The organism is Paraburkholderia kirstenboschensis (assembly GCF_904848585.1).
Taxonomy (GTDB): domain Bacteria; phylum Pseudomonadota; class Gammaproteobacteria; order Burkholderiales; family Burkholderiaceae; genus Paraburkholderia; species Paraburkholderia kirstenboschensis.
Genome location: NZ_CAJHCR010000001.1, coordinates 1,449,817 through 1,474,768 on the forward strand (window position 1 = coordinate 1,449,817; position 24,952 = coordinate 1,474,768).

24 protein-coding genes and 4 pseudogenes are annotated in these 24,952 nt (G+C 62.1%); 17 read left to right on the forward strand and 11 right to left on the reverse strand.

Going from position 1 to position 24,952, the window contains the following annotated elements:
- The first annotated feature begins 22 nt into the window (after positions 1-22).
- The 13 genes and pseudogenes from JMY24_RS06505 (at position 23) to JMY24_RS06565 (ending at position 13,008) form a co-directional block, all read left to right on the forward strand.
- Entirely contained in the window at positions 23-1,204 is a 1,182-nt protein-coding gene (locus tag JMY24_RS06505; protein ID WP_128595067.1) for an acetyl-CoA C-acyltransferase, read from the forward strand.
- Between the two features lie 12 nt (positions 1,205-1,216).
- Positions 1,217-2,425 (forward strand): acyl-CoA dehydrogenase family protein, encoded by a 1,209-nt coding sequence (locus tag JMY24_RS06510; RefSeq protein WP_201701557.1) that lies wholly within the window; start codon positions 1,217-1,219, stop codon positions 2,423-2,425.
- Positions 2,426-2,435: 10 nt separating this feature from the next.
- Complete coding sequence (locus JMY24_RS06515) at positions 2,436-3,566, forward strand: acyl-CoA dehydrogenase family protein (protein WP_128595068.1); 1,131 nt, start codon at positions 2,436-2,438, stop codon at positions 3,564-3,566.
- 4 nt (positions 3,567-3,570) lie between these two features.
- Positions 3,571-4,383 (forward strand): oxepin-CoA hydrolase, alternative type, encoded by an 813-nt coding sequence (locus tag JMY24_RS06520; RefSeq protein WP_201701559.1) that lies wholly within the window; start codon positions 3,571-3,573, stop codon positions 4,381-4,383.
- A 40-nt stretch (positions 4,384-4,423) separates the two neighbouring features.
- On the forward strand, positions 4,424-5,632 hold the full coding sequence (locus JMY24_RS06525) for a CaiB/BaiF CoA transferase family protein (protein ID WP_128597805.1): 1,209 nt from the start codon (positions 4,424-4,426) through the stop codon (positions 5,630-5,632).
- 35 nt (positions 5,633-5,667) lie between these two features.
- Positions 5,668-6,654, forward strand: a complete 987-nt coding sequence (locus JMY24_RS06530; RefSeq protein WP_128597806.1) for an NAD(P)H-dependent flavin oxidoreductase — start codon at positions 5,668-5,670, stop codon at positions 6,652-6,654.
- Between the two features lie 115 nt (positions 6,655-6,769).
- Positions 6,770-7,093 carry a DUF485 domain-containing protein gene (locus JMY24_RS06535; protein WP_128597807.1) on the forward strand — a complete coding sequence of 108 codons (324 nt, stop codon included), beginning with the start codon at positions 6,770-6,772 and terminating at the stop codon, positions 7,091-7,093.
- A complete protein-coding gene (locus JMY24_RS06540; protein ID WP_128597808.1) occupies positions 7,090-8,775 on the forward strand; it encodes a cation acetate symporter in 1,686 nt (561 codons plus the stop codon). The genes JMY24_RS06535 and JMY24_RS06540 overlap by 4 nt, the downstream gene beginning before the upstream one ends.
- Positions 8,776-9,180: 405 nt before the next feature.
- A complete protein-coding gene (locus tag JMY24_RS06545; RefSeq protein WP_128597809.1) occupies positions 9,181-10,290 on the forward strand; it encodes a sugar ABC transporter substrate-binding protein in 1,110 nt (369 codons plus the stop codon).
- Positions 10,290-11,300 carry an ABC transporter permease gene (locus JMY24_RS06550; RefSeq protein ID WP_201701561.1) on the forward strand — a complete coding sequence of 337 codons (1,011 nt, stop codon included), beginning with the start codon at positions 10,290-10,292 and terminating at the stop codon, positions 11,298-11,300. Before JMY24_RS06545 ends, JMY24_RS06550 begins: the two co-directional genes overlap by 1 nt.
- Complete coding sequence (locus JMY24_RS06555; protein WP_128597811.1) at positions 11,300-12,112, forward strand: ATP-binding cassette domain-containing protein; 813 nt, start codon at positions 11,300-11,302, stop codon at positions 12,110-12,112. Before JMY24_RS06550 ends, JMY24_RS06555 begins: the two co-directional genes overlap by 1 nt.
- Before the next feature lie 42 nt (positions 12,113-12,154).
- Positions 12,155-12,562, forward strand: a pseudogene (locus tag JMY24_RS06560) (AMP-binding protein); the annotation flags it as partial.
- Positions 12,563-12,705: 143 nt separating this feature from the next.
- Complete coding sequence (locus JMY24_RS06565) at positions 12,706-13,008, forward strand: putative quinol monooxygenase (protein WP_128588464.1); 303 nt, start codon at positions 12,706-12,708, stop codon at positions 13,006-13,008.
- Between the two features lie 467 nt (positions 13,009-13,475).
- Here the strand turns inward: JMY24_RS06565 and JMY24_RS06570 are convergent.
- From JMY24_RS06570 to JMY24_RS39560, 4 genes and pseudogenes are all read right to left on the reverse strand, one after another.
- Positions 13,476-14,684: pseudogene (locus JMY24_RS06570) on the reverse strand (methyl-accepting chemotaxis protein); the annotation flags it as partial.
- A gap of 266 nt (positions 14,685-14,950) precedes the next feature.
- Positions 14,951-16,981 (reverse strand): alkaline phosphatase family protein, encoded by a 2,031-nt coding sequence (locus tag JMY24_RS06575; protein WP_128597812.1) that lies wholly within the window; start codon positions 16,979-16,981, stop codon positions 14,951-14,953.
- Between the two features lie 362 nt (positions 16,982-17,343).
- The gene (locus JMY24_RS38250; RefSeq protein ID WP_236597338.1) at positions 17,344-17,514 is read right to left on the reverse strand and encodes an AraC family transcriptional regulator; all 171 of its coding nucleotides are present in this window, start codon (positions 17,512-17,514) and stop codon (positions 17,344-17,346) included.
- Positions 17,515-17,536: 22 nt separating this feature from the next.
- Positions 17,537-17,728, reverse strand: a pseudogene (locus JMY24_RS39560) (GlxA family transcriptional regulator); the annotation flags it as partial.
- A 131-nt stretch (positions 17,729-17,859) separates the two neighbouring features.
- Here JMY24_RS39560 and JMY24_RS06585 point away from each other — a divergent pair.
- Positions 17,860-18,084 carry a hypothetical protein gene (locus JMY24_RS06585; protein WP_164853801.1) on the forward strand — a complete coding sequence of 75 codons (225 nt, stop codon included), beginning with the start codon at positions 17,860-17,862 and terminating at the stop codon, positions 18,082-18,084.
- A 38-nt stretch (positions 18,085-18,122) separates the two neighbouring features.
- Here the strand turns inward: JMY24_RS06585 and JMY24_RS06590 are convergent, their stop codons facing one another.
- Together JMY24_RS06590 and JMY24_RS06595 are read right to left on the reverse strand one after the other, a co-directional pair.
- Positions 18,123-18,623: a DUF2244 domain-containing protein gene (locus tag JMY24_RS06590; RefSeq protein ID WP_128597814.1), complete on the reverse strand. Its 501-nt coding sequence runs from the start codon at positions 18,621-18,623 to the stop codon at positions 18,123-18,125.
- 78 nt (positions 18,624-18,701) lie between these two features.
- Complete coding sequence (locus JMY24_RS06595; protein WP_236597322.1) at positions 18,702-19,148, reverse strand: ABC-type transport auxiliary lipoprotein family protein; 447 nt, start codon at positions 19,146-19,148, stop codon at positions 18,702-18,704.
- On the opposite strand from JMY24_RS06595, the pseudogene JMY24_RS06600 reads away from it, so the two are divergent.
- Positions 19,115-19,274, forward strand: a pseudogene (locus tag JMY24_RS06600) (IS256 family transposase); the annotation flags it as partial. The gene JMY24_RS06595 and the pseudogene JMY24_RS06600 sit on opposite strands and share 34 nt — an antisense overlap.
- 156 nt (positions 19,275-19,430) lie before the next feature.
- Here the strand turns inward: JMY24_RS06600 and JMY24_RS06605 are convergent.
- Positions 19,431-19,952, reverse strand: coding sequence for a hypothetical protein (locus JMY24_RS06605; RefSeq protein WP_236597323.1), 522 nt, complete (start codon positions 19,950-19,952; stop codon positions 19,431-19,433).
- A gap of 364 nt (positions 19,953-20,316) precedes the next feature.
- Between JMY24_RS06605 and JMY24_RS39225 the strand changes: the two genes are divergently transcribed.
- Together JMY24_RS39225 and JMY24_RS06615 are read left to right on the forward strand one after the other, a co-directional pair.
- Positions 20,317-20,691: a DUF1488 family protein gene (locus JMY24_RS39225; protein WP_413231221.1), complete on the forward strand. Its 375-nt coding sequence runs from the start codon at positions 20,317-20,319 to the stop codon at positions 20,689-20,691.
- Positions 20,692-20,786: 95 nt separating this feature from the next.
- Positions 20,787-21,344, forward strand: coding sequence for a hypothetical protein (locus JMY24_RS06615; RefSeq protein ID WP_128596262.1), 558 nt, complete (start codon positions 20,787-20,789; stop codon positions 21,342-21,344).
- A 183-nt stretch (positions 21,345-21,527) separates the two neighbouring features.
- Here JMY24_RS06615 and JMY24_RS06620 read toward each other — a convergent pair whose 3' ends face one another.
- The 4 genes from JMY24_RS06620 to ctaD are packed head-to-tail and all read right to left on the reverse strand — an operon-like array spanning position 21,528 to position 24,947.
- Positions 21,528-21,869, reverse strand: a complete 342-nt coding sequence (locus JMY24_RS06620; RefSeq protein ID WP_128585147.1) for a cytochrome C oxidase subunit IV family protein — start codon at positions 21,867-21,869, stop codon at positions 21,528-21,530.
- Between the two features lie 8 nt (positions 21,870-21,877).
- Positions 21,878-22,585: a heme-copper oxidase subunit III family protein gene (locus tag JMY24_RS06625; protein WP_128596263.1), complete on the reverse strand. Its 708-nt coding sequence runs from the start codon at positions 22,583-22,585 to the stop codon at positions 21,878-21,880.
- A complete protein-coding gene (locus tag JMY24_RS06630) occupies positions 22,582-23,193 on the reverse strand; it encodes a cytochrome c oxidase subunit 3 (RefSeq protein ID WP_128596264.1) in 612 nt (203 codons plus the stop codon). The genes JMY24_RS06625 and JMY24_RS06630 overlap by 4 nt, the downstream gene beginning before the upstream one ends.
- Positions 23,190-24,947 (reverse strand): cytochrome c oxidase subunit I, encoded by a 1,758-nt coding sequence (gene ctaD / locus JMY24_RS06635; RefSeq protein WP_128596265.1) that lies wholly within the window; start codon positions 24,945-24,947, stop codon positions 23,190-23,192. Before ctaD ends, JMY24_RS06630 begins: the two co-directional genes overlap by 4 nt.
- Between the last annotated feature and the right edge of the window lie 5 nt (positions 24,948-24,952).

Genomic DNA, 24,952 nt, shown 5'->3' on the forward strand with positions numbered 1-24,952 from the left:
TCTCTCTTTGCCGACTCAGACCATGCGAGAAGCCGTCATTGTCTCCACCGCGCGCACGCCGCTGACCAAAGCGCATCGTGGAGAATTCAACATCACACCCGGTCCCACGCTCGCTTCGTTCGCCGTGCGAGCAGCCGTACAACGCTCGGGCATCGACCCGGAACTGATCGAGGATGCGATCCTCGGCTGCGGCTATCCGGAAGGCAACACGGGCCGCAACATCGCGCGCCAGAGCGTGATCCGCGCGGGCTTGCCGCTGTCGATCGCCGGCACGACGGTGACGCGCTTCTGCGCGTCCGGCCTGCAGGCCATCGCGATGGCGGCCGGCCGCATCGTTGTCGACGGCGCGCCGGCGATGATCGCGGGCGGCGTCGAAAGCATTTCCAGCATCCGCACGCGTGAAGACGGCGTGACCGCGCTCGACCCGTGGGTCGTCGAGCACAAGCCGTCGCTCTACATGACGATGATCGACACCGCCGACATCGTGGCGCAGCGCTACGGCATCAGCCGTGAAGCGCAGGACCGTTTCTCGGTAGAGAGCCAGCGGCGCACGGCGCAAGCACAACTCGCCGGCCGCTATGCCGACGAGATCGTGCCCGTGACGACCACGATGGCCGTAACCGACAAGGAGACGGGCACTGTCAGTCAGCGCGAGGTGACGGTCTCTGCCGATACCTGCAATCGCCCCGGCACCACCATGGAGGCTCTTGCGAAGCTCGCTCCCGTCAAGGGTCCGGAAAAGTACATCACGGCAGGCAACTCGTCACAGTTTTCCGACGGTGCTTCGGCCTGCGTGGTGATGGAAGCGAAAGCCGCCGAGCGCGCGAACCTCGCCCCGCTCGGTGCATTCCGGGGCCTTGCGGTAGCCGGCTGCGAACCGGATGAAATGGGTGTCGGCCCGGTGCTCGCCGTGCCGAAGCTGCTCGCACGCCATGGGCTGACGGTCGGCGACATCGGTCTGTGGGAACTCAACGAAGCTTTCGCGTCGCAGGCAGTCTATTGCCAGCAGCGCCTGGGCATTCCGTCCGAGCGCCTCAACGTCGACGGCGGCGCGATCTCCATTGGCCATCCGTACGGCATGACGGGCTCGCGACTCGTGGGCCACGCCCTCATCGAGGGCCGCCGTCGCGGCGTCAAGTACGCAGTCGTCACGATGTGCATCGCGGGCGGCATGGGCGCCGCTGGCCTGTTCGAAATCTATTGAGGGAAACAGGATATGGATCTGAACTTTACCCCCGAAGAGGAAGCCTTTCGCGAGCGCGTCGTGCGCTTCCTGAAAGACAAACTGCCGCCGAGGCTCTCCGGCAAGGTGCGCAACGGCTTGCGCCTCACGCGCGGCGACATGGCCGAATGGCACGCGATCCTGAACGAACAGGGCTGGCTCGCGAATCACTGGCCCGAACAATACGGCGGCCCGGGCTGGAATGCCGTGCAGAAGTTCATCTTCGAAAACGAGTGTGCGCTGGCGGGCGCGCCGCGCATCGTGCCGTTCGGCGTGAACATGCTCGGTCCCGTACTCATCAAGTACGGCAGCGAAGCGCAGAAACGTCACTGGCTGCCGCGCATCCTCGATGGCTCCGACTGGTGGTGCCAGGGCTATTCGGAGCCGGGTTCGGGTTCCGATCTCGCATCGGTGAAGACGAGCGCGGTGCGCGGCATCGACGACGAAGGCGAGCACTACGTCGTCAACGGCCAGAAGACGTGGACGACGCTCGGCCAGCACGCGAACATGATTTTTTGTCTCGTGCGCACGGCGACGGATGTACGCAAGCAGGAGGGCATCAGCTTCCTGCTGGTCGACATGAACTCGCCCGGCGTCGAAGTGCGTCCCATCATCACGCTCGAAGGCGAACACGAGATCAACGAAGTGTTCTTCACCGATGTGCGCGTGCCCGCCGCGAATCTCGTCGGTGAAGAAGACAGGGGCTGGACGGTCGCCAAGTATCTGCTGACCTACGAGCGCACCAACATCGCGGGCGTCGGCTTTTCAGTTGCGGCGCTGGCGCGCTTGCGCGGCGCGGCGCAGAAGGTGACGCGCAACGGCCGCCCGCTCGCCGACGATCCGTTCTTCGCGGCGCGCCTTGCCCGCGTCGAAATCGACCTGGAGAACATGAAGACGACCAACCTGCGCGTGATCGCCGCGGTATCGGGCGGCGGCGTGCCGGGTGCGGAGAGCTCGATGCTCAAGATTCGCGGCACGGAGATTCGCCAGGAATTGTCGTCGTTGACGCGCCGCGCGATGGGGCCATACGCACAGCCGTTTGTCGAGGAGGCGCTGCACGAAGGTTTCGACGACGCGCCGATCGGCCCCGACGAGGCCGCGAGCGCCGCCGCGCTCTACTTCAACAACCGCAAGCTGTCGATTTTCGGCGGCTCCAACGAAATCCAGAAGAACATCATCTCGAAGATGATCTTGGGACTGTAAGAGGATCGCGATGAATTTCCAGCATACCGAAGACCGCCGAATGCTGGCGGATACGCTCAACCGCTTCGTCAGCGAGCAGTACGGCTTCGCGAAGCGCGATGAAATCGCGCGCAGCGAGTCGGGCTTCAGCCGCGAACTATGGGTTCGCTTTGCGGAACTGGGCGTCGTCGGCGCGCTCTTCGACGAGGCCGACGGCGGTTTCGGCGGACGGGGCTTCGACATTGCCGTTGTCTTCGAAAGTCTCGGACGTGGTCTCGTGGTCGAGCCGTTCCTTGGCGCGCTGGTCGTCGGACACGCGCTGACCCAGGCCGGCAGCGACGCGCAGAAGGCGCTGATAACAGGGTTGATCGAAGGCCACGCTGTCGCGGCGCTCGCGCACGACGAACCCGGCTCGCACTACGAACTCGCGAAGGTGACAACGCGGGTCGTGCGCAGTGCGAATGGGTGGGTGCTGACGGGCAAGAAGGCCGTCGTTCAGCAGGGCGCCGAGGCCGACTTCTTTCTCGTCTCGGCGCGCACCAGCGGTGCGGCCGATGCCGAAGACGGCATCTCGCTCTTCGTCGTTCCGCGAGAGACGGAAGGCGTCGCACTGCGCGGCTTCGGGAAGATTGACGGCGGACGGGCCGCCGAACTCTGCCTGAACGAAGTGTGTCTTCCGGACACCGCGTTGCTCGGCGAACGCGACGCCGGTTATACGACGCTCGAGCACAGCATCGGCGCGGGTGTGCTCGCGTTGTGCGCCGAAGCGCTCGGGGCGATGGAAGTCGCGAAGGAGCACACGCTCGAGTACCTGCGCACGCGCAAGCAGTTCGGTGTCGCGATCGGCAGCTTCCAGGCATTGCAGCACCGCATGGCAGATCTGCTACTGGAGATCGAGCAGGCACGCTCGGCTGTCATCAATGCGGCCGCTGCGTTTGACGCGAGCCGGGTAGAGCGCGAACGCGCGCTGTCGGCGGCCAAGTACACGATCGGGCGCGTCGGTACACAAGTGGCCGAAGAGTCCATCCAGCTGCATGGCGGCATCGGGATGACGTGGGAACTGCCGCTTGCCCACTACGCGAAGCGCCTCGTGATGATCGACCATCAACTGGGCGACGAAGATCACCATCTCGAACGCTATATCACTCTGAACCGGAGCTAACGCGATGAACGAACCTATCCTTGCGCGCCGCGAAGGCGCGGTGCAGGTGCTGTCCTTCAACAATCCGTCGGCGCGCAATGCGCTCACGGCCGAGGTCTACAAGGCGCTTCCCGCTGCCGTCGAAGCGGCGCAAAACGATCGGGAAGTCGGCGCGATCGTGCTGACGGGTGTGGGCGGCGCGTTCTGCGCCGGCGGCGACCTGAAACGGCTCGCGCAACGGCGCGCGGTGGCAGCGCCCGAGCGGCGCGCGGGCATCGAAAGTCTGCACGACATGATTCGCTCGCTGCGCGATTGCGGCAAGCCGGTGATCGCGGCAGTCGAAGGCGCGGCAGCAGGAGCGGGGCTGTCGATCGCGCTCGCGTGCGACATGCTGGTGACCGCGCGCAATGCGTCGTTCTCCGTGGCATACGTCAAGGTCGGGCTGTCGCCCGACGGCGGCGCGACGGCATTTCTGTCCGGTGTCCTCTCCCGTCAGCTGATGACCGAGCTGTGTCTGACGGGGCGACCTGTGACGGGCGAGCGGATGCATGCGCTCGGCGCTGCTAACCGCCTTGTCGAGCCGGGCAGTGCGCTGTCGGAAGCCGTTGCGCTCGCGCAATCGCTCGCGGCGGGACCCGAGCGGGCGATCGCACGGATCAAGCGTCTGTGTCGCCAGGCAGGCGGAAACACGGTTGAAGCGCAGCTCGACCTCGAAGCCGATTACATGGCGGAATCGCTTGGCGACGACGAATCGGCGGAAGGCATCAACGCTTTTTTCGACAAACGCGCAGCCGACTTTTCAGCGTTGCGCCGCGCGTCCGAAGCCACTTCTCACTAGACGCGGCGCCTTCGTCATCCTTTGTCATTCCGGATCTGTCATGTCCAACCTCGATTCCTCCCTGCCGCTTGCCGGTGTTCGCATTCTCGATTTATCCCGCGTGCTGGCGGGGCCGTGGTGCGCGATGGTGCTCGGCGATCTCGGCGCAGAAGTCATCAAGGTCGAGCATCCCAAGCGCGGCGACGATACGCGCGATTGGGGCATACGTGTCGGCACGACCGAAACGGCCTATTTCAACAGCGTGAACCGCAACAAACGCTCGGTGTGTCTCGATCTGCAAACTGCAGACGGGCAGCAGATCGCGCGGGAGCTGGCGCGCCAGAGCGACGTCGTGATCCAGAACTTCAAGTTCGGAGGTGCCGAAAAGCTTGGCCTCGGCTATGAGCAACTCAAGGAAGGACGCGAGGACCTCATCTATTGCTCGATCTCCGGGTACGACCGGCGCGGGCCGGAAGCGGCGCGTCCCGGCTACGACGTTGTACTGCAAGGCGAGGCGGGGCTGATGGCGCTCAACGGCAATGCCGATCAGCCGCCGCTCAAGTTCGGCGTGGCGGCCGTCGATCTGTTCACGGGGATGTACTCCGCGCAAGCAGTGCTGGCCGCGCTGTACCAGCGTCGGGAGACGGGCAAGGGGCGTCATGTCGAAATGGCGCTGTTCGATTGCGGCCTGATGATCACTTCGTATTACGGGCTGGAGTCGATGCTGATGGGCGAGGACCCGCCGCGCTATGGCAATGCGCATCCTTCGATCGTGCCGTACGGTGTATTCGATGCGCAGGACGGGCCGCTCGTTATTGCGGTCGGCAACAACGGCCAGTACGAGCGCTTTTGTCGCAAGGTGATCGAAAGGCCGGATCTGTTCGACGACGACCGCTATCGCACGAATCTCGTGCGGGCGACGCACCGCGAAACGCTTGTGCCCGAACTCACACGCGAGATTGCCAGCAGACCGCGCGCGCTGCTTCTCGAGTGTCTGACGCGCGCGGGGATTCCGTGCGGCGAAGTGCTCGGCTTGCATCAGGCGCTCACCTCGACGCGCGCGTCGCAAGCCGGATTGCTGACGACGTTCGAGCATCCCGAAGCGGGTAGCACGCACGTGCTCGCACCGCCGTATCGCTTCGACGGCGCGCGCCTCCCGGTCCGCAGCGCCCCGCCGCAACTCGGCGAAGGCACGAGCGAAGTGCTCCAGTCGCTGCTCGGGCTGTCCGCCGAACGGCTTTCGCAACTGAAGGCAGAAGGCGTCGTGTGACGCTGGATCGCGCGTTATTGCACAAGGACTTTCCAATGAGCCAGGCTGCTTTTTCCAACGCCGTGACCGAACTGTTTGGCACGCGGCTCCCGATCGTCGCCGGTGGCCTGATGTGGCTCGCCGATGCCGACTATGTCGCTGCGGCCTCGCGTGCCGGCATCATCGGCTTCATCACGGCCGCGAGCTTCCCCGAACCCGATGCGCTGCGCGCCGAGATCCGGCGCTGCCGCGAACTGTGCGAGGGCGGCCCGTTCGGCGTCAACGTGTCGATGCTGCCGAAGCTCGTCCCGGGCGAAAAAATGCGCGACGTGTTCGAGCTGATCGTCGATGAAGGCGTCAAATGCGTCGAAACCTCGGGGCGCAATCCCGAGGAATTCATGCCGCTGCTCAAAGAGGCCGGCGTCAAGGTGCTCCACAAGGTGCCCGCGGTTCGGTTCGCGGTCAAGGCGGCTGCCGTCGGCGTCGATGCCGTGGCGATCGTCGGCGCGGAATGCGGCGGCCATCCCGGACTCGACATGGTGGGCTCGTTCGTGAACGCCGCATGGGCGGAGAGTCAGCTCGACATTCCCTATCTGATCGGCGGTGGCATCGGTCGCGGCTCGCAGCTTGCCGCGGCGCTCGCAATGGGCGCTTCGGGCGTGGTGGTCGGCACGCGCTTCGCCGTGGCCGAGGAGATCTGGGCGCACGACGACTACAAGCGCCGTCTGGTGGAAGCCGGACCGACCGATACCGATCTGTGCATGCAGTCCGTGCGCAATACCGTGCGGACGCTGCGCAACGAGACGACGGCCGCCGTGAAGGAACTCGAGGCACAGATCCCGGACATCACGATTGGCGACCTGATGCCGATGGTCGCGGGCAAGATTGGCCGCGACGCGTACGTGACGGGCGACTGGTCGAAGGGGCTGCTCGCTGCGGGACAGTCGCTCGCATTCACCGACAGGATCGAACCGCTTGCCGACATCGTGAGCCGGTTCGAGCGCGACATGCGGCAGGCGATGGGACGGCTGGCGAGCCACTGACGCTGCGCAAGCATTCAAGCAAACAAGCGGTGCCGACAGAAGCCCGCAGAGCGGTTGCATCGAGCCCAAGAGGCTCATTCATTCTGACAACGGACGACAGGCTGGAGACAAACGCATGCAGCAAGGCCACATCAATTCAATTCAGGCGAGCCCCGCGTACCGGCGGCTCATCGCGTCACGCCGCCGTTTCAGCTTCACGCTGACTGCGCTGATGATCGCCGCGTACTACGGCTTCATCCTCTTCGTCGCGGTGGCGCCACATCTGCTGGCGCGACCGTTGTATGCGGGCGCCACGACAACGATCGGCGTTGTCGTGGGCGTCGGCATCATTGCGGTGGCGCTCGGGCTGACCGGCTGGTATGTGCTTCACGCGAACCGCACGCTCGATCCTTCGATGCGGGCACTGCTCGTCAACGCCCCGAAGGAGGGTGAAGCATGAAGCTCGTTCGCTCTCTGCTGTACGCGGGTCTCGCATCGACGGCTTCGCTCGCTCGCGCGTCGGGCATCGAAGGCCCGGTGCCCAATCACGTCGAACTGAATCCCGTTGCGATCGGCATGTTCCTGCTGTTCGTGCTCGTGACGCTCGGCATCACACGCTGGGCATCGCGTAGAACACGCACGACGCGCGACTTCTATAGCGCGGGCGGCGGTATCTCCGGTTTCCAGAACGGGCTCGCGATCGCCGGCGATTACATGTCGGCGGCATCGTTCCTGGGGCTTTCGGGCATGGTGTATCTGTTCGGATTCGACGGTCTGATCTATTCGATCGGCTTTCTCGTCGGCTGGCCATTTGTAATGTTCCTGCTCGCCGAACCCTTGCGTAACCTGGGAAAATACACGTTCGTCGACGTGGTTGCCTACCGCTTCGAGCAGGCGCCGATTCGTCTGTTGACGGCGAGCACGTCGCTCGTCGTCGTGGTCTTCTATCTGGTCGTGCAGATGGTCGGCGCGGGCAAGTTGATCCAGTTGCTATTCGGCTTGCAGTACTGGATGGCGGAAGTGATCGTCGGCGCGCTGATGGTGGTCTACGTGTTCTTCGGCGGCATGACGGCAACCACCTGGGTGCAGATCATCAAGGCCGTGCTGCTGTTGTGCGGCGCGACGTTCATGGCTGTGACCGCGCTGGCGCAGTTCGGCTTCAGTCCCGAGGAGATGTTCCGGCGCGCCGTCGACGTTCATCCCGGCGCGCTCAGCATCATGGCGCCCGGCAAGCTGCTGAAGGATCCGCTCAACGCGTTGTCGCTCGGTATCGCGCTGATGTTCGGCACAGCGGGGTTCCCGCATATCCTGATGCGCTTTTTCACGGTGCCGAGCGCGAAAGAGGCGCGCAAGTCCGTATTCATCGCGACGGGGTTCATCGGCTACTTCTATCTGCTTACGTTTGTCATCGGTTTCTCCGCGATCGCATTGCTCGCACAGCATCCCGAGTTCTTCAAGACGGCGACGGACGGACATTTCAATCTCACTCGCGATCTGCTCGGCGGCTCGAACATGGTTGCGGTCAAGCTGGCGCAGGCCGTGGGCGGCAACCTGTTCTACGGCTTCATCGCCGCCGTAACTTTCGCGACGATCCTGGCCGTAGTCGCGGGCCTCACGCTCTCCGGAGCCGCCACGGTTTCGCACGATCTGTACGCGTGCTGGCTCGCACGGGGCAAACCGAACGAGGCACATGAAATGCGCATCTCGCGCGTCGCGACGCTGATACTGAGCGTTGTCGCAATCGGACTCGGTATTCTCTTCGAGCACGTCAACGTGGCGTTTCTGGTCGGCCTCGTGGCAGCCATCGCGGCGAGTGCCAACTTCCCGGTGCTGGTGTCGTCGATATTCTGGCGGGGCATGACGACGCGCGGCGCGGTCATCGGCGGTGCGCTTGGGCTAATCTCCGCCGTACTGCTGACGCTGTTGTCGAAATCGGTTTGGGTCGACGTGCTGCATCACGCGCATGCGCCTGTGTTCCTCGACAATCCCGCGCTGGTTTCAGTGCCCCTCGCGTTCGCGGGAATCTGGTTCTTCTCGGTGCTGGACCGCAGTGCTCGCGCGCAGCGGGAACGGGAAGCCTTTGCCTTGCAGGAGTTTTATGGGCAGACGGGCTTGCTGCCCATGACGGCCGTCGATCATTGAAGCGCTTATTCAAGAGGCAGTCAGTGCTACATGCAGCGTCGAGCGAAATCTCTGCACGGCAAGTGACATAGTTGTTTTCCTGCGGTAGCTCGCCGTCGTGCTCATCGTGGGGCATAAATCCCACATATTCACTTTGTCGATTCCTTTGTTCGGCGATCGCCTTACGGCCCATTCGATGGCAGGACTAGTTAGGGGTATACATGGATTAGGAGGTGCAACCTCGTTGCACTAACATTTTCGGTACCACACGACGCATATCCAGCACTTTCAGATCGGGTTGCCCGTCTCCACACCCGAGTTCCGCGTTGCGCAGCGCTCCGCTGCCGTCCAGCATCTGCATGCGATCGACTCAACGTCGACCGCTTCAATCGCACCGATCAACGAAGAAAAGAACCGGAGGAAGAGATGGCACTGCAGCGTGATGACGATCAGGAACACAGCCTTGACAAATTCAGCGCGGCGCGGCGCGCGCTAATGCGGGGCACGGGAGTAGCCGCGGCGCTCTCGCTGATGGGTGGGCCAGGCGGTGCTGGCGGGCTGATCGGCACCGCGCAGGCTGCCGAGGCAGCTTTTCCGTCGCATAAGAAGTGGAGAATCGTGTTCGTCAATCACGTCACCACCAATCCTTTCTTCGTGCCCACGCAATACGGCATTCAGGATGCCTGCTCGCTGCTCGGCATGGATTATCAGTGGACCGGCTCGGCGACTTCGGACGCGGGCGAAATGGTCCGCGCCGTAAACTCGGCGATTGCCGCGAAGGCCGACGCCATCGCTGTGCCGATCGTCGATCCGACCGCCTTCGACAGGCCGATCCAGGCCGCGCTCGACGCCGGCATTCCGGTGTTCGCCTATAACGCCGATGCGCCGCGCGGCAAGAAGAATCCGCGCCTCGCATATGTCGGCCAGGACCTGTATCTCTCCGGCTACCAGATGGGCGAGCGCATCGTGAGCCTCATCGACAGCGGCATGGTCGCGCTTTTTATTGCAACGCCGGGGCAGCTCAACATTCAGCCGCGATTGGACGGTGCGAGCGACGCCATCAAGAAGTCCGGCAAGAAGATTGACATCCAGACCGTGGCCACTGGCGCGACGGTCAACGAGGAACTGTCAAAGATCAAGTCGTTCTATCTGGGCCACCAAAACCTGAAGGGGATGTTCGCCGTCGATGCGGGCAGCACGCAGGGCGTCGCGCAGGTGATGAAGGAATCGAACCTTCCGTCGAAGGGCGTGCACGGTGGCGGCTTCGACCTCCTGCCGACCACGGTCCAGCTCATCCACGAAGGCTTCCTCGACTTCACCATCGATCAGCAGCCGTACGTGCAGGGTTTCTATACGGTGATGCAGGCGTTCGTGTTCCTGTCCTCGGGCGGGCTGGTCGGGCCGGCCGACGCCAACACCGGCCTGAAATTCGTGACCAGGGAGACCGTTGAGCCCTACCTCAATACCTCGACACGTTATGAAGGCAAGACCACCAAGCCGCAAATCGTTCCGATGAGCGGCGCAATCAGGTCGTGATGGATACAGTGAACGAAGCCAGCAAGGTTGAAGCGGCCCCTGTGCCCCGACGCGCGGGGGCTTCATTCGCGTCACACTGGGCGGCCGAACTGCGTATCCTGCTCGTGGCCGTGCTGCTAGCCGCTTACTTTGAATTCGCGAACCACGATTTCCTGCTCACCAACGCGAGCCTCATCAACCTTTCGCAGTTCATCGCGCCGGTGGCGATCATCGCGTTCGGCGAAGTCATGTTGATGATTGGCGGCGACATCGATCTATCGGCGGGCATGGTGTTCGCATTCGCGCCGTTCATGATGGTGTTTGCGAACGACGCAGGTTCGCCCATGTGGCTCGCCGTGATCGTGGGGCTCGCGGCCGCGGCGGTCATCGGCTTCGTGAACGGCGCCGTGACGGTGTGGCTGAGGCTGCCCTCGTTCGTCACCACGCTCGGCACGCTCTTTCTGATCAACGGCATCACGCTCACCGTCTCGCGCGGTACGCCCGCGCCCACGCCGGGATCGCCTGCATTCTCGGCATTCATGGGAGCGTGGGGCTACAGCGAGATTATCTGGACTGTGGCGATCGCCTTCGCAATGCATGTGCTTTTGCGGCATACCCGCTGGGGACTGCATACTCAGGCTGCGGGCGCGAATCCACTGGGCGCTAGTGAAGTTGGCCTGCATGTGAACCGGCTGCGGCTCGGCAACTTCATCCTCGCCGCGGTGCTCGCGGGCCTCACCGGCATCCTGGAAGCCTTTCGCATTACCTCGATCGACCCACAGGCGGGCGGTAATCAGATCATGTTCCTTGCCGTGGCCGCCGCCGTGATCGGCGGCACGCCGCTCACGGGCGGATCAGGCACCATCGTGGGCGGCCTGATCGGTGCGGCGGTGCTCGGCATTCTCAACGACGGCTTCACGCTCATCGGCATCAACGCGTTCACATTCAACATTATTCTTGGCGCCGCGATTCTGGCGGCGATGATCTTCAACATCCACGTCGGGCGCATTCGCCGTAAGGCAGGGCGCTGATGGACGAATCGCAAACCTCCTCCTTAGGCGCGAATGCCACGTCCGATGCGCCGCTCGCCGTGCGCGGTGAGAGCCTCGTCAAACGTTTCGGTGCGGTGACCGCGCTAGACGGCGTCTCACTCACGCTCGGCAAGGGCGAAATTCTCGGTGTGCTCGGCGACAACGGCGCGGGCAAGTCTACGCTCGTCAAGATCCTCACGGGCTTCCATCAGCAAACGGCCGGCGCGCTGTACATCGGCGGCGAGAAGACGCTGTTGCGCTCGGTCGATCATGCGCGTTCGCTCGGTATCGAATGCGTGTATCAGGATCTCGCGCTCGCGAATTCCTTGAGTATTTACCACAACATGTTTTTGAACCGCGAGATTGTCCGGCGCGGACCGTTCAGGCTGCTTGACCACAAGCAGATGCGTGAGCGCGCGGCGCAGTGTCTCGATGATATCGGCGTGCATGTGCCTTCGGTGGACGTGCCCGTGGAGCGCCTTTCGGGCGGGCAGCGTCAAGCCATCGCCGTGGCGCGCGCCGTGTATTCCAATGCGAAGATTCTGTTGCTCGACGAGCCGCTCGCCGCGATGGGCGCACGCGAAGCGGGGCTCATCGTCGACCTCCTGATGCGCTTGAAGGAAAAGGGCGGCCTTTCCATCATCATGATCATGCACAACTATGCGCAGACGCTCGATATCGCCGATCGCATCATGTTGATGCAGCGAGGCCGGGTGACCTACGAGCAGAAGAGCGCGCTTACTTCCGTGTCCGAACTCATGGACATCGTGCGACGGGAGTACCGGGCAATGCGCGCCGGTGGCGCGGATTGAGTCCACTAAGCAGACGCTATGACCGGACGGGCAACGCCGACCGGTTTCGATGCGGGTCGCACCGTCGCAGTGATGGACTGGGACAGTCGCCGTTATCTTGCATGCTCTTTCGCGGTTCCCATGATGGGCGCCGTCCTGCAGACGGTCAATGTGCGCCTGTCACAGGAAGAGATCGCTTATACGATCGATCACGCTGGCGTGGAGATACTGTTCGATCACACCGATTTTATGCCCGTCGTCGAGGCGATCTAAGTCCAGCTCGAAACGGTGTGCACCTTCGTCTGGAGCGACGAAGAGGGCAGCGAGGTCGCTACGCGCTCCATTCCGCTTTCCACTGAATACGCAGCAATGCTTGCCGCAAGTTCGGAGAACTATGAATTTTCCGACTTTGACGAGAATACACGGGCAACGGCGTTTTACACGACGGGGACGACGGGCAGTGAAACAGGGGCAGCCGCGAACATATCGTCGAGGCCCTGGAGGTCGCGATTGCGGTCAATGTCGGTGCCGCACTGGTCTACTCGGTGCGAGTCACGGATGCTTACGCCGCCAAAGTGGCGTAGCATCACCAACACACTCGAAGGAGATTGAAAATGGTCAATGTCGCCTTGTTCGTTCGATTGGAAGCCAAGCCGGGGAGGGAAGCGGATGTAGAAAACTTCCTCCGTGACGGTCTGCCGATCGTCCAGGAAGAGCCGTCTACGATCGCGTGGTTCGGGCTCCGACTGGGACCGTCGACGTTTGGTATCTTCGACGCCTTCCCCGATGAGGCAGGTCGGCAAGCCCATCTGTCGGGGCGTGTCGCCGCGGCGCTGATGGCGCAGGCGCCAGAACTCTTCGCGCAACCGCCTACGATCGAGAAGGTCGACGTGTTGGCGGCAAAGTTGCCCGGGTAGAACCTGAATCGAAGTTCGGTCAGGACTACCTCGTAGCCGGCTGCCGGCGCGTGGGCGACGCAGCAAACCTTGCTGAAGGCGAGATCCGCGACGAGCGTCCACCGGACGGCGCGACGGCATCTGTTGATCCTGCGGGGACCAGGCCAGGGCCGTAGCTGCCCACTTCAAGGAGTCCGTTGACGTCATTCCTGGTTTCGCGAGGTATGGCGAATGGCCTTTTTCCTCTGCAGCGTCCGGCTGGCGCCTATCCCGTAAGAAATTGCGGCGGACGAGGTCATTGCGTGCTTGTTGCGCCTGCAGTGCCGAACGAACTCCTCTGGGCCCCGGGCGGGCACCTGATCTGCTACCAGCCAGCTCCGACCAATTGTGATCGGTCCGCCCGATCGATGGGCACGCATGGACCTCGTTCTTGCATGCCCAGAGCGATATCTAGCGCCGCGGGCCTCCGTTCAGACATTAAACGACCGCGCAGCCGCGCTTCGCTGCGCGAGCGCACGCACTTCGCCAGCGACGACTGCGAATCCTCGCCCTTGCTCGCCGGCGCGAGCCGCCTCAACGGCCGCGTTGAGTGCCAGGATGTTTGTCTGAAAAGCGATACCCTCGATTACCGCGATAATCTCACTCACCTCTGACGAGCTCTCGCTAATACCTTCCATGGTCCTGACGACGCTCTGCATCACGGTGCCACCGGAGGTCGCAGTGTCGGATGCCTTTTCAGCAAGCGACGACGCGAGTCCCGCATTCCCGGCATTCTGGCGCACCGTGCTCGTCAGTTCTTCCATGCTGGCCGCCGTTTGCTCCAAAGAGGCGGCCTGCTCTTCCGTACGCGCGGACAGACTCAGATTGCCTGCCGCGATTTCCGAACTCGCCATCGCGACGCCATCCGCGTTGCGGCGCACCGTGCCCACGACGCTTAGCAGACTGGATTGCATGTCGGCAAGTGCTTTCAGCAAAGCGCCGAGCTCGTCCGAGCGATCTATGTGTATCTTCGAAGTCAGGTCGCCCTGCGCAACTCTGCGCGCTACCTGTACCGCAGTTGCAAGCGGTCGGGTGATTGAGCGGCTGAACAGCATCGCACCGCTCAGTCCCGCTGCGAAGGCACCCAACATCAGCGCCAGGCTGATTGCGCCGGCCCGACGCGCGTCACGGTCGGCTTGCGCCGACATCGCCGCGGTCTTCCTCGCGATCTGCTCGACCACGTCACCGAGCAAACGCGCCGGCTCGCGATCGACGCCGGCCACGGCCCGGTCACCGACTGTCGGCTCGAAATCGTTGGCCTTGAACGCTTCCAGTCCCTTCCGATAGCCATTGCCCATACTCGCGTGCGCGTTGGCGAACTGCTCGACGATCGCACGAGTACCGGGCTCATCGAGCGTTGAAAGCAACACTTTCGTCTCGTCGTCGACAAGGCGCTCCTGTCTCTCGAAGGCGGCCCATCCCTTGTCGAGTTTTACCGGGTCCTTGCCACGCAACAGCACGTCTTTCCATTCCTGCACTTGCAGTTTGAAGTTCACAAGGGTATTCGCGGCCATGCGCTCGTTCGCGACGTGTATGCGCACAAGCTCGTCGTACTCGCCAAGCGAGCGATGCATCGAGTAAAGGCCGTACATGGCGCCGGCGAACATCAGGAAGAGTGCCGCGGCAAAGCCGAGCGGGAGCTTCAATGCGAGTTTCATGCAAGCCTGAGAGATGAAGTGGACGCCGTACCGTGCGCATCGTGTCTGACACCATTGCGGTCTGCGGTCGGGCGATTACTCTCAGGGTTTACGGCAGTGCATGGGATGATCTGAATAGTCGAAAGCAGATTTGACGGAAACGCACGGAGAAACTGTTCTGGCACCGCAAACACAAACACACTACATAAAGGCCTTGGGGACGGCCGCCGACATGCGCAGCCGTGCTCCTCGTCGTCACGCTTTGCAAGCGAGAACGTAAGGTCCAGTCAGAACGGCCACCAGCCTTTACCGCCGTTGCCGCTGTCTTCGTCGTTCCGGTGACGTCCGTCGTGATGACCGTGATCGTCGGAATCCCGGTCGAAGTCGAAAAGATCGAACAGGTCGCCTATGGCGGGGGAATTTACTGGCACATACGGGTTATCGCGGCGCTGGACAGGATTTGGCAGATTGTCACGACTGCGTTCTGTAATCGTCGGAAGTCCCCAGTTCCGTTCGATGAATTTGACCACCGACGCGTGGTCGGCGTAGCCGTGCGAAATTCGTCCTCCTACGGAATACTTCGAAACTGCGATCATAGGGATACGTGAGCCGTCGCCGAAAAAATCGATGGGCTGGATGTAGCCTGAATCGTAGTATCCGCCGCCTTCGTCCGTGGTGATGAGGATCGCTGTATTGGCCCACAACTTCGGATCGCTCTTCACCGCGTCGACGAGTTTTCTTACGAACGCCTCGTAGAGCCCGAATTTCGACGACGTAGGATGTCCATCGAGCAGTCCGCCAGGTTTCACGAACGATACCGCGGGCAGGTTTCCAGCCTGTATGTCCGCATACAGATCCGGCAAATCTGCGAGATGAGTATCGCGCACCTGCTGATTCGTCATGATCGACGTCTCATACAGGAACGGATTGCAGATGTTGCAATAGACGCTTGTCGACGGATCCTTGATAAAACTACGCCACCCTTCGCCGTAGTATTTCCAGGCAATGTTGCGATCAAGCAGCGTGTCGCCGATGGTCCGTACGGGTGACGGAGGGATCGTATAAGGCGATTGAGTCGTGTCGAGTACCGTGCCGTCGCCGTTGTAGCCGGGGTTATAGTTGTTCAGCAGGTAATAGTGCTTTGGCGCGCAGTTAGGCTTCGGGTGATAGGGCAGTGACTGGAGGTAACGGCGGATGGGACCGACGCCCGGCTGACTCGAATCCGAACAGTCGCTGTAACTGCCACCGGAATACCCGTCCTGCGTGTACCAGTTGTTGGTGCCGGACAAAGGATTCGGGTTTTCAATCTGGTCCGATGGCGGTGTTGCGGGATGGCCGTTACCGTCCGTATAGAAATATGCGTCGGCGGCACCAATCATGATGCTGTTCGCTCCCGTGCCGCCCATTACCGGTTGGTGGTAGTTGTCGCTCATCGAGTATTGCCGCGCCAACTGCGTGAAGTACGGCATGTCCCCGCTGTTCACGTTGTAGAACCCGAGCGCATTCGAGCCTTCACCGGTGGTCTGGTCGTCAAACGGCGTGGGTTGTGGTTTGCCATTGCTGCCCGCACCGATAGTGGTTTCGACCCACGCAAAAAGATCGCCGAGGCAGCCGCTCGGATTTTCGCGGCTTGCGTGGGCGAGATCGCAGTCCGACTGCTGCCATGCCTGATAGAAGCGGTGCACAGGGCCACCCATGTACGCGTCGTAAAGCGGCGGTTGAAGCAGAAATGGACCGTTCAGCAAAGCGTTGTAGTTGGCTACGCGCGAGTCCTTCACATCTTTCGGCAGTCCCGATGCGCCGCTTAGCAGTTGATCGATGTCGGATGCCTCGAGCGCTTCGCCCTCAACGTGAACAGCCGCATCGTGACTGGCGAAAGGTGGCGGGCTTGCGTCGCTCGCAGCAGTAGGTGATCCGCCAGTGTTGGGAGCAGGCAGCGTCCCGTACGGGGTCTTGTTCGACGGGGCAAGCGAAAACCTTGCGGGTCCGATCAACTGCGCCTCGTACTGTTGCGCCTTCTTGAAGTTCGGACCCGGCGAGCCATCTGCATTGACGATGCCTTGCGAAAGCAGGTTCCACACCGACTGGCCGTGTGCCGGCTGATACGTGCCGAAAACGTGGTCGAAGGTTCGATTCTCTCCGACTACAACGATTACATGTTTAATTGGTGTTTGCGTTTCCAACTTATGGTCGCCACCTGCAGCAGTCACGCCTGCGGGCCAACTGGAGAACGCCAACGCAGCTGCACCTGCGAAAGCCGCTAAGGAAATACGGAAGTATCCCTGATTACATGAGTGTGAAAAACGAAAGGCTGCCATTACCCGTCTCCTTACCGTTGGTTACAACGGTAAGACCTTAGAAGCGGGCTATGAACGTTGAGAGTCGCCTGGATTACAAAGGGCTGTCGTCAGCGTCTCATATGGCGCCAAGCATGGAATATGGCGAATGATCACTGATATGCGTCTGATAGTGGCGAGCCGGCGGGCGGACGCGACGACTCCTCGGCCATGTGGTACTCGAAGGCGCACCGCAGTGCATTTAAGGGAGCGCGCTACCGTGAGTAATCGAAGCTCAACGCGCTCCCTGTCTGTTGCAGATACTTTGGGATACAAACAAAGATGCGGGGGAGAGTGGAGAGAAACGACGGGAGTCCTGGCGCGATGTGGCGAAAGGCGAGGCCTCAACTGCGTTTGCTGCCTTGCTCGCTTTCTACCTGTGCCGCTGCAGCACGCGAAAACCGCATTTGATATTCGCTCGGGGACAACCCGGTCTTGCGCTTGAACAATTGCCGGAATGTGCTGGTATCGCCATAACCGACACAGTAAACGCTTCGCGACCTCGATACGCAGATTCTGCAGGTACGTCAAAGGTGCGAGCCCGACGGCTTCCTTGAAACGGCGATTGAGCGTGCGTTCGCTGACCGCAAGCGATGCCGCCAGATCGCTTAACCGGAAGCCCTGTTGCAACGTCGTCTCCATCTGTTGCTGGGCACGCGCGACGAGCGTGTCGGTATGTCCGTGTTCGTGAAGAAGCGTTGCAAAGGACGCCTGCGAAGTCCGGTTCATGTCGATCAACAGCGCCACCGAAAGATGAGCGCAACATCCGCCACCGATGAAGGTGGTGTTGCTGTTGGTCGCTGGCCTTGCATGCGGTCGACGCGCGATGGTTCTACGGGGTCAACAGTGGTCGTAGTTCGGTGTCCGTCGCGCGCGTGTCGGACCCGCTGTCGCTCAACATCGCCGCCGACGTGCTCAACGCTTTGCTGATGCCGTTGGTTGCAGGACCGCTGATCGCGCTGGCGAGCGGCCCTGTGTTGCCCGCTGCAGAGCGAGTGCGCGGCGCATTTCGCATGGCTCCGATCACTGGCGTGAGCATCGCGTGCGGCATCGGCATCGTAGGGGCGCCCGGCGTGTTGCTGTGAGGCCAATCAGACATGCCTGGCCATCATTGGCCAGCATGTCAGCAGTCGGCCACGATAAAGCGGCGCAATTGACGCACGAACTCCGCGCGGGCGGCGGCAGGCAGTTGCCGTCCGACGGGTATACGCTGCCAGCCGTCGCAAAGATAGACGGCGCCATCGCTGTCGCCGAGAGACACGGCCAAGCGGGCCGCATTCATCCGATACATCGTGCGGCGTCCGCACTCGTGTACTTCGACGATCACGAACGGGGGCGCGAACGTCAGTACCTCGCCGTCCGTTGCGTGCCTGGAGTAGGCGATAAACGCAATGCCGACGGCCACGGTGCAAAGCATCGAGAAGGGCAGCGTGAGCCACGCGCCGAATGCGAATGACGCTGCCACGCCGATCGCGAGCTCGAGCGCCATGAGGAACACGGTCGCGGCGAGCGACTGCCGCGGCGTGAGGGAGCAGTTGCGCTTGATGCGCCACTCGCGGCTCGGCACACCCCCCTCGTCGTCGAAAGGGCCAGGCCGGTACGACCGCCTGAAGTATGCGTACATGATCGAAAGTCCCGCGTCGTGGGGCCATTCGTGACGGACAATGCGCGTGCCGCGCTGCCCGCTCTGCCTTCGTAAGTATCACTCGTTCGAGACGCTGCCCCTCGTCGAATGACGGGATGTATCGGCATTTCCAGCTTGCCAGCGCGCGACGAACGACGCGGCGATCCGGTCGGCCAACGCCCCGAGAATGCGGCGCAGCGCAGCGGCCTGCGCCGCCGCGCCGCGGTTCTCCAGCGCCGCCTTGAGCGTCGTCTGTTGCGTCAAGGTAGCGCGGGCGGCCTGCCCCGATTGCAGCGTCCACCCCGCTTGAAATGTCACCGTTTCGCACGCATCGGTCTCGGCATCGAGCATCGCGACGACGAGCATCCGAGTGTTGGGCGGCACCGGCGCGTCCGGGAAGATGAACACGCCTGGAGGCAGCCGGCTCGTCAGGTCCTGCTTGCATTCAAGCTGATGGAACCCAAGAAAACCTGGCGACGCATTTCGTTGTATTCGCGATCGTGCGTCATCGAACCACGCGCACACGCAAATGCGTGAAAAACGTGGCGCCGCAGCGACGGTCCCGAAAAGATCAAGCTGTTGCTCGCAGGCATTGCCTTCAGAGACGGCGAGCCGATTCATGACGATCAACCGGTTCAGCAGAAACTCGCACCGATACGGCGTGCTCCGTTCGGGCGCTGGCCGATCTTCCGGCTTGGCTTTTCTTTCGTCTCGTCTGGCCCACCATCCCTATCTCGACTAGGTGCTCATGTGTTGCGCGGCGAGCCTTTTCTGCTCTGGAGACCGGTTGATCAACACGGCACCGGACTACGACGGGCCGCCCGCGTCCGCCTTGACCCCGCGGGATGTGTTGCGTTCCAGTCTCATGTACATATTCGCCGCCACGATACCGAAGACGATGTGAACGAGCAGGCTGGCCCAGTTGCGTGCTTCTGCGAACCACGGAAAAAACTGTGTCATGCCGTAAAAATTAATCAGGTAAACGACTGCAGCGAAAGCGCCACCAGCCAGTGAAGCCATCCCCATGCTCGAGTCAAGGTTGAATGACGTCATGATCAGACCGAGGATAAGCGTGAATACGATGGCAAGGGCAAAATGCACCACAAAGGCCGCGAGCACGATGCCAACTGAGAATGCTTGCGACGATTGCAATGCGCCTCGTCCCAGCATGATCGCGGCGACCATGCGTGGGGGCTCCAGCAGACTTGCGCCTGTCATCAGTGCCATCACGATAACCCCTAACGCCAGGAACACAACGCCCGCGATGACGCCTGCCAGCACGGCTGCCCGCCAGTCAGGCCGGCCGTGTGTGAAATGATGGGAATTCAAGTGAAGTTCCACAATATCTCTCCCGACTGATTCGGATAATTCATTCTAGTCCTCCAACTCGCGAGATTGATAGCGCCGCATGGCTATCGCCACCGCGACGGATGATCCTCGCTCTGGCGACGACGTGGCGTGATGAACTGTACGTGCAAGAGACCCTTGAGGCACGTCAGTTGTTGGTCGCGGCAGTCCTGCCAGCGGATCGATAATTAATCTTTTAGTTCGCAGTGGAGGATCAAATGCCTGCGAAGCCACGCTCCCCGCATCGACGTTGAAGGAGAAAACGCATGGCTAACAGGCTGAATGGCTATGAGGCAGCGGTGCTCGCCGTCGACGGCTCGACGCAGAAGTCTGCCAGGCCGGCGAAGTGAACGGCGACACGATCCGGTGGTTCGGCATGAGTGCAATTCCGCTGCTGCCAGCCTATGAGGATTCCCTAATGCACATCACTTTTCCCGACGACAGGCCGGTCTTCGACGGCGTGAATCTGACAGTGCGCTTTACGGCGCGCGTCGACGGCGAGCCGGTTGAGTGCGGCAATTACCGCCGAGGCACTGGAAGATCATTTCGACGCCCATTCCGCGCTGGAATCCGCCTCAATGGCTGCTTTCGACAACGGCGCAATCCTATCCGTTCGGTTTGCGCGGAAGCGATCGACCAGAACGGCGGCAAAGGAGTAGTGTTACATAGCGGACGGTTCAGAGTGGACGGCATGGAACCCGATCGCGGCACCACGGCATAGTCGCGGCGCGTGCCACCGCATGCACCTCTGTGTCGGCGCGAGTGAGGTGGGGCGGCATAGTCTGCAACCGCTAGTCAACGATGGAAGGAGGCCACATGTCACTCATCGTCGCAGCACGCTTTACGACATTCCCCGCCGCTGAAGACGCGGCGCAACGGCTCATCAATGCCGGTTTTGTCGAGGAGGACGTCACATTGTTTTTCGTCAATCCGATCGGCCAGCACGCACGCTTTCGGCCCGGCGGCGATATCAGCGCCGATGCAAACGCGACGGAGGCGCCGAAGGGTGCCGAAATGGGCGTCGCGATTGGCGCAGCGGTTGGCGCGGTGGTCGGCGTCGGGATCTTCGCGGCGTTTTCGGCGCCGCTTATCGTGTCGCTGATCGCGGCCGGGGTGAGTGCGTATGTCGGTTCATTGGTCGGCGCGATGATGCGCACGCATGAAGCCAGCAACGAAGGAACCCGTGATTCCGGTGTGCTGGTGGCCGTACACGTGTCGCCGGACAGCCAGTTGGACGCCGCACGGGTGCTCCGCGATGCGGGAGGCGCGGCGATTGAACGCGCGACCGGCCGCTGGCAACAAGGGCGGTGGGCCGACTTCGATCCGCTCAAGCAGCCTGTACCGCTCAACGAATTCAGTGAGAAGCACGCCTGATTGAGGGTATTTTTCGTCGAGATTTTCAGCGAGCCAGGAAACAAAAACGGCCCGGCATTTGTGAACTGCCCCCCGCAAAGTTGGACACTGATCCAACCTTTGGGTGCAGTTCATTTGTCGGGTCGTTTTTTATTCAGAGCGGTGCGTTCCAGGCACACGCCTGAGGAACGGTCGGCGCAGGGATCAGTGGAAGAAGAGTTCCCGCATGCCGAAGGTGTGATGCGCTTCGGCAGCCATCAGCACCAGCAGCACCAGCAAGCCCAAGGGCGGCATCAGTATGGCGTACACCAGCGCCAACCGCTCCCACATCATGTGCATGAAAATCGACACGATCAGCCCGGCCTTGGCGATCATGAGCACGACGATCAGCGCCCAGCGCGGCAGGCCCTGCACGTGGAAGTAATCCACCATGTACGACATCGTGCTCAGTACGAACAGCAGACCCCAAATCTTCAGGTAGATGCCGATCGGATGCTGCTGGGCATGCGCGGCGTCGGGTCGATGGGCGGGATCGGTGTGGTCCATGGTCTGCCTCACCACAAATAGAACAGCGCAAAGATGAACACCCACACCAGGTCGACGAAGTGCCAGTACAAGCCGGCAATCTCCACGATCTGGAAGTTGCCGTGCTCGGTGAACCCCGGCTGCAGGATCTTGCGTGCGATCAGCAGCAGATAGATCACACCGCAGCTCACGTGAAAGCCGTGGAACCCCGTGATCATGAAGAAGCACGCGCCGAATTGCGCCGCGCCCATCGGGTTGCCCCAAGGGCGGATACCTTCATGGACGATCAGCTTGGTCCATTCGAAGGCCTGCATCGACACGAAGGTCGCGCCCAGCAGCGCGGTCGCGAGCAACAGTGCGGCGGCGCGCTTTGCGTTGCGCCGGTAGCCAAAGTTGACAGCCATCGCCATGGTGCCGCTGCTGCTGATCAGGACGAACGTCATGATGGCGATCAGCAGCAAAGGCACATCCACGCCGCCCACAGTGAGCGCGAACACTTTGGAAGTGTCAGGCCACGGCACCGTGGTCGACATCCGCACCGTCATGTAACCGATCAGGAAGCTGCTGAAGATGAAGGTGTCCGAGAGCAGGAAGATCCACATCATCGCCTTGCCCCACGGCACCTTGAAGGCTTCGCGGTCGGCCGACCAGTCCGTGACGATGCCGCGCCAGCCGTCAGGCCCAGCGTCGTTGGGCGTGGTGGCAGCGGATTCGGTTGGGAGCGTGGGCGTGGTCATGGCGCGGCTCCATACAGCGGCCCGCAGATGGCGGCGACGAACTCAGGGGTGATCCACCACATCGCAGCCAGCAGCACGAGCCAGACAGCCAGCAGGAAATGCCAGTAGATGGCGCAAAGCGCGATGGCGCGGTGGGTTCGGAAGGGGTCCGCGCGCAGGAGAAGCGCGATCGTCACGGCCCAGGCCACCAGCCCGCCCAGCACATGCAACCCGTGCAGGCCGGTGAGCAGGTAAAGGAAGCTATTCGAGGGATTGACGGTGACGGTCTGCCCGGCCGCCGACAGCATCCGCCAGGCGGCCAGTTGTCCGATTACGAACACGGCCGCCAGCACACCGCCCGCCACCAGCCACGCCGCGCGGTGCAACGAGATCTGCCGCGCACGCTGCATCGCAATGCTTGCCAGCACCAGCGCGCCGGTGTTCCACCACAGCAGCGCTGGATGCGGGATCGGCTGCCAGTCGGGCTCGCGCATACGCATTGCATAGGCGAACAGCAGCAGTGAAAACAATGTCGTTGCCACCGCCATGAAGACGATCAGGCCGATGCGGCTCGCATTTGGCGAGACAGGTGGCGCGTCAGGAACGAAGGAGCGGGGCAGTGTGGTCATTCGCGCGCCTCTCCGGGTTGAAGCGTCGGGTGGGAGGACGGTTCAGGCGCCGTCGCAGGCGGCTGGTTTTGCGGGACGAAGTCTTCCTCCTGCCCCGGAGGGCTGTATTCGTACGCCCAGCGGTAAACGACAGGCGGCGCGGCGCCCCAGTTGCCATGCACTGGCGGCGTTTGCGGCGTCTGCCATTCCAGCGTGGTGGCCCGCCAGGGGTTGCCGTCGGCACGCTTGCCGCGCACCAGGCTCCGCGCCAGGTTGTACAGGAACAGCAACTGCCCCACTGCAACGATCAGCGCAATGACGGTGATGAACGTGTTGAGTGCCTGCGCCGAAGATGGAATGAAGCTGTAGCCCTCATACGCGTAATACCGCCGCGGCATGCCCAGAATGCCGAGATAGTGCATCGGGAAGTAGATCGCATAGGTACCGATGAAGGTGACCCAGAAGTGCACCCGCCCGAGCGTGTCGTTGAGCATGCGGCCCGTCACCTTTGGATACCAGTGGTAGATGCCGCCAAACACCACCAGGATAGGCGACACGGCCATCACCATATGGAAGTGCGCCACCACGAAGTACGTGTTCGACAGCGGAATGTCCACGCTTACGTTGCCGAGATAGAGACCGGTCAGCCCACCCAGGACGAAGGTGCTGATGAATCCGATGGCAAACAGCATCGGCACGGTCAGGTGGATATCGCCGCGCCACAGGGTCAGCACCCAGTTGTAGACCTTGAGGGCGGTCGGGACGGCGATGATGAGCGTGGTGGTGGCAAAGAAGAAGCCGAAGTACGGATTCATGCCGGCGATGAACATGTGGTGCGCCCAGACTACGAAGCTCAGCGCACCGATGGCAACGATGGCCCACACCATCATCCTGTAGCCGAAGATGCTCTTGCGCGCGTGCGTGCTGATGAGGTCCGACGCGATGCCAAAGGCCGGCAGCGCGACGATGTAGACCTCAGGATGCCCGAAGAACCAGAAGAGGTGCTGGAACAGCAGCGGGCTGCCACCGGCATGCTTGAGCGTCTGCCCCATCGACACTACGGCCGGTATGAAGAAACTGGTGCCGAGTGTCCTGTCGAGCAGCATCATCACCGCCGACACGAACAGCGCCGGAAACGCCAGCAGTGCCAGGATGGTCGCGATGAAGATGCCCCACACCGTGAGCGGCATGCGCATGAGCGTCATGCCGCGCGTGCGCGCCTGTAGCGTGGTGGTGACGTAATTCAAGCCGCCCATCGTTGCCGCGACAATAAAGATCGCCAGCGACACCAGCATCAACACGATGCCCCATTCCACGCCCGGCGTGCCCGGCAGGATGGCCTGGGGTGGATACAGCGTCCAGCCAGCGCCGGTCGGCCCGCCTGGCACGAAGAAGCTCGCCACCAGCACCAGCACGGCCAGCAGGTAGACCCAGTAGCTCAGCATGTTCAGAAACGGGAACACCATGTCGCGCGCGCCCAGCATCAGCGGGATCAGGTAGTTGCCGAAGCCGCCCAGAAACAGCGCCGTCAGCAGATAGATCACCATGATCATCCCGTGCATGGTGACGAACTGGTAGTAGTGGTTGGCGTCGATGAAACTGAACTTGCCCGGAAAGCCGAGCTGCAACCGCATCAGGTCCGACAACACAAGGCCGACCAGGCCGATGGCGATGGCCGTCAGCGAATACTGCACGGCGATGACCTTGTGGTCCTGGCTCCAGACATAGCGGGTCCAGAAACTTTGCTGGACGTGGTCGGTGTGTGCGTAGGGCATTGCGT